Annotated in this window: 5 protein-coding genes; 3 read left to right on the top strand and 2 right to left on the bottom strand. The window is 61.9% G+C overall.

Annotated features, from left to right (window positions below):
- Positions 1-200: 200 nt before the first annotated feature.
- Together ACXJ7R_RS25365 and ACXJ7R_RS25360 are read left to right on the top strand one after the other, a co-directional pair.
- On the top strand, positions 201-1,304 hold the full coding sequence (locus ACXJ7R_RS25365) for a glycosyltransferase family 9 protein (RefSeq protein ID WP_457154221.1): 1,104 nt from the start codon (positions 201-203) through the stop codon (positions 1,302-1,304).
- 171 nt (positions 1,305-1,475) lie between these two features.
- Positions 1,476-2,216 carry a polysaccharide deacetylase family protein gene (locus ACXJ7R_RS25360; protein ID WP_457154220.1) on the top strand — a complete coding sequence of 247 codons (741 nt, stop codon included), beginning with the start codon at positions 1,476-1,478 and terminating at the stop codon, positions 2,214-2,216.
- 69 nt (positions 2,217-2,285) lie between these two features.
- On the opposite strand, the gene ACXJ7R_RS25355 is transcribed toward ACXJ7R_RS25360, so the two are convergent.
- Both ACXJ7R_RS25355 and ACXJ7R_RS25350 read right to left on the bottom strand, forming a co-directional pair.
- Entirely contained in the window at positions 2,286-2,675 is a 390-nt protein-coding gene (locus ACXJ7R_RS25355; RefSeq protein ID WP_457154219.1) for a DUF427 domain-containing protein, read from the bottom strand.
- A gap of 139 nt (positions 2,676-2,814) precedes the next feature.
- Entirely contained in the window at positions 2,815-3,171 is a 357-nt protein-coding gene (locus ACXJ7R_RS25350) for a hypothetical protein (RefSeq protein WP_457154218.1), read from the bottom strand.
- 190 nt (positions 3,172-3,361) lie between these two features.
- Between ACXJ7R_RS25350 and ACXJ7R_RS25345 the strand changes: the two genes are divergently transcribed.
- Positions 3,362-4,560 (top strand): AMP-binding protein (locus ACXJ7R_RS25345; RefSeq protein ID WP_457154217.1); only part of this gene is annotated, 1,199 nt, incomplete at its 3' end.

The following is a 4,560-nucleotide window of genomic DNA, read 5'->3' as shown; positions in this document are numbered from 1 at the left end:
ATACGGTTTTGCTTCGGGAATTGCGTCAAAGCAAAGGAGATTCGCCGTTTCCGTGAACGGTGAATTGCTCTAAGGCCGGCCGCGGATAGGATCCATCCGGTCGAGCTTACCGTTTTGTAAAGCAATTCACACGAACGTGCTGACGGCATTGCGTAATCATTGCGTAATTTCGACATCCCGCCAATTGTCCTGGGAAACAGATGTTKCAGACTGCACCCGCGCCGATTCGCTCGATCCTGGTCATTCAAACGAAGTACATTGGAGATCTCGTTCTCGCCTCGGTGCTCTCAGAAAACCTGCGGCTCGAATTCCCCGATGCCAGGCTGGTGTTTCTGTGCGACGCTCGCTTCGCGAGCTTCGTAGTCGCCCATGACATTGCCTCCGAGGTGGTCACGTTCAAGCGTGCCCACCTGCGCGGCACCCCCCTGCAGCGCGGCAAAGAGCTTTACGCCGTCGTGCGGGCGCTGCGCCGTTCCCATTTCGACCTGACGATCGACCTGACCGATTCAAAGACGTCGCGCATGCTCACCGGGCTGGTCAATGCAAAGACCCGTGTCGGCTACAATCCCACCGAGAGGCCATTGCGTCTGCTGGAGCGGCAGCCCGCCAACGTGTTTGCCAAGCCATTTGGCTTTGGTGAGGAACATTTCGTCTACCGCTATCTTTCGCCGCTCCAGGCGCTTGGCATCGGTCTCCATGTGACGGTTCCAAACCTCCAACCGCTGCCGCCCGAGACGTCAAATGCGTTGGCGCTGCTGGGCAAGCATCATGTTCATCCAAACGCTTTCATCGCCGTGCACGCCGGCGCAAGCTTCGAAGGGCGACGTTGGCAGCCGGAGCGGTTTGCCGAGGCGATTGGAGAGATTGCCGGCGAAACCGGTTTGGACGTCGTTCTGGTCGGCGGCCCGGACGAGCGCGAGATTGCCGAACGCATCGTCGCCAGGACAGCGTCGCCCGTCGTCAATCTCGTTGGAGCGCTGTCGCTTGAGACGTTGCTGGCGGTGCTGAAACAGGCCCGGCTGTTTCTCGGCAATGAGAGCGGGCCGATGCACATGGCGGCTGCAGCCGGAATCCCGGTTGTCGGGCTGTTCGGCTTGACGCCGCCGTCGCAGTGGGGTCCCGTTGGCGTGCCCAATATCGCGCTTCAACCGCCGATGCCTTGCGACTGCGTGGCCAACGACCGTTGCGGCCGGCCGGATTTCGGCAGGGCCTACTGCGTCTGGCGACTGGAGGTCAAACCAGTCGTCGATGCGGTGCGCGAACTCCTTTCGCGCACCGACGTGAAGCTCGAACGCGCCATCTGAGTTCATGCGTCGCGCGGACAACGGCCGTCGCGGGCCGCGGAACAAGCCGCTCGCACCACGGACAGTCAAATTGTCGCGCCGGGCGCTTTTCTGCTATGCACCATCCCGATTTTCGCCTTCATGTGGGTCTTGGGATACCTGCCTGAAAGCACCGGTCGGGAAGTCGGTTTGATGCGCCTGCTGCAAAGAAGTCTCTGCGTGATCGCCATGTCGTTGGCCGTGGTGTCCAGCGGCCATGCCGCGCCGCTTGTCGAGCCGACATTGCACATCAGGCCGGAGGCAAGCGGAGCCGGCCGCGTTGCGCTCACGCTCGATGCCTGCGGTGGACAGACCGACACCCGGATCCTTTCGGCGCTGGTCGAAAACAAGATACCCGCCATCATTTTCGTGACCGGCATCTGGCTGAAGCGAAACGCCGCCGCGGTAGAAATCATGCGGGCGCATCCCGACCTGTTCGAACTGGAAAACCACGGCGGCCATCATATCCCGGCTGTCGACACGCCGCAGAAGATCTACGGCATCCGCAGCGCCGGCAGCCCCGACGCCGTGCTGGCCGAGGTCCAGTCGGGTGCCGCCGCCCTTGCCAAGACAGGCGAGCCGGCGCCGAAATGGTTTCGTGGCGCGACCGCCGAATACAGCCCGTCGGCAATCGCCATGATCCGCAAGCTTGGCTTCAAGATCGCGGGATTCTCGATAAACGGCGACGGCGGCTCATTGCTCGGCGCCAGGGAAACCGCGCGGCGCATCGCGGCTGCCAAGGACGGTGACGTCATTATCTCGCACATCAACCAGCCGACCCATGCGGCCGGCGAAGGCGTGGTGCAGGGGCTTCTGGCGCTCAAGGCCAAGGGCCTGACCTTCGTGCGGCTCGACGATGCCGACGGCTTCGGCAATCACGGCACCACGGACTAGGTGCGTTGATATTCGGGTGATGTCGGCCCGACCTGACTCCCGATGCACCTGAGAGGCAAGTCGAAGTGCTCAGCCCGCTTTCGCTTCGATGCTGACCTTGCTGGCGTAGAATGCGCCGTGGTCGCGGATTTCAGCCATTTCGTCGAAAGGCTGCTCGTAAGCCCACATCGCGTTCTGGCCGGTCTCGCCCGCAGGCAGCACGCTCCAATAGCTGGCATCGCCCTTGTAGGGACAGTGGGTCGAATGTTCCGTGCTGCTGAGCTTGCCGAAATCGATGTCGGCGAACGGAATGTAGAAGGCCGCGGGATAGGGGGGCTCGGTCAGCACCTTGGCCTTCGTCGATGACGCTATGACCGTGTCTCCGACACGCACCGTAACGGTCCCGACATAAGGCTCGATGGTGATGACCTTGTCGGGATTGCGTTGGAACCCGGGTGCCGGGTTGACGATCTGATCCATGCGGGTTCTCCTTGCCTCGGCTTTAAGGTGTGTCGCGCAAACGCCTTACGCAAGGCCTGCTGTCGTCACGCAACACGCAAACCATTAGCCCAGGCCGGGTGCAGGCCCGATCACGGTTTCGAAGATTGCCTGTCGATAGTCAGGCGGCGGTCTTGAACGCATCCATAAGCCCGGCGTAGGCGGCTGCGATACCAGCCACCGGGTTGCTGCTTCTCGATGTGGTCTCGACCTTCAGGGGGCCGCCACCGGTTGGCAAGGTGAGCAGCAGGAACTGGCGGTTGCCACCGTCGCCGATCGACGCGGCCGCGACGTGCTGGCCTTCGCCTTCGTTCTGGACGCACATCTTGAACAGCAGTGTGCCGCCGACCGCTTCCAGCGCGCCGCCGACAACTTCAACAAATTCATCTTCGGAAACAGTCTTTGTATCAGGGCCCAGATCGGCCAGACTTTCGGCAAGCGTATTCTCAAGGGACTTGTCGTCGAGCTGCGCGTCCATGCGAACCTCTTTCAGTCGCCAATCGCCCCTTGCCCGTTAACGAACCTTAACGCCGACGATGGCCGGATTGTGGCGGTCTTGTCCGTCATGCCTATCAATGCTGGGCTTGCCGGTGCTGGTGGCTGGACAATCCGCCGGTTCGCTCCACAATGGCACGAAAAGCACGACGCAAAGCGCAGGGGAGGAACGAATGCTGGGACTGATGCAGGAATGGCCGCTGCTTTGCCATAAGCTCATCGACAATGCCGAGCGGCAGCATGGCGTGCGCGAGATCGTGTCGCGCTCGATCGAGGGGCCGATCGTGCGCACCAGCTATGCGGACATCCATCGCCGCGCCCTGAAGGTCGCCCAGCGGCTGGAACGCGACGGCTATCGCCTGGGCGACCGCATCGCCACACTCGCGTGGAACACGGCGCGCCACATCGAGGCCTGGTACGGCATCATGGGCATCGGCGCCATCTACCATACGCTCAATCCACGCCTGTTTCCCGAGCAGATCGTCTGGATCATGAACAATGCTGAGGACAAGGCTGTCTTCGTCGACCTGACCTTCGTGCCGTTGCTCGAGAAGATCGCCGGCGCCGTCAAGTCGTTGAAACAGGTGATCGTGCTGACCGACAAGGCGCACATGCCGCAGACGACACTGCCGAATGTGGTTGCCTATGAAGAATGGCTTGATGAGGCGGATGGCGACTTCGCCTGGAAGACCTTCGACGAAGGCACGGCTGCCGGCATGTGCTACACGTCGGGGACCACGGGCGATCCGAAGGGCGTCGTCTACAGCCACCGCTCGAACGTGCTGCACGCCATGATCGCCGCCATGCCTGACGCCATGGGGCTGTCGGCACGCGATACGATCTTGCCGGTCGTGCCGATGTTCCACGCCAATGCCTGGGGCCTTGGCCAGAGCGGGCCGATGATCGGCGCCAAGCTGGTCATGCCCGGCTGCAAGATGGACGGCGCCTCGATCTATGAATTGCTCGACACCGAGAAGGTGACCTTCAGCGCTGCTGTGCCGACCGTCTGGATGATGCTGCTGCAGTATCTGGAGGAGACCGGCAAGAAGCTTCCCTATCTGAACAAGGTCGTCATCGGCGGCTCGTCCTGCCCGCGCGCGATCATGACCAAGTTTCAGCAGAACTACGATGTCCAGGTCATCCACGCTTGGGGCATGACCGAAATGTCGCCGCTCGGCACGCTGTGCACCTTGAAGCCGGACTATGCCGGTCTCCAGGGTGAAGCCCGGCTCGACGTCCAGCAGAAACAGGGCTACCCGCCCTTCGGCGTCGAAATGAAGGTGACCGACGACGACGACAATGCTCAGCCTTGGGATGGCAAGACATTTGGCCGCTTGAAGGTGCGTGGACCGGCCGTTGCCCGCGCCTACTA

It is taken from the genome of Mesorhizobium sp. P5_C1, assembly GCF_054049815.1.
This window is presented reverse-complemented; position numbering and strand designations above follow the sequence as displayed.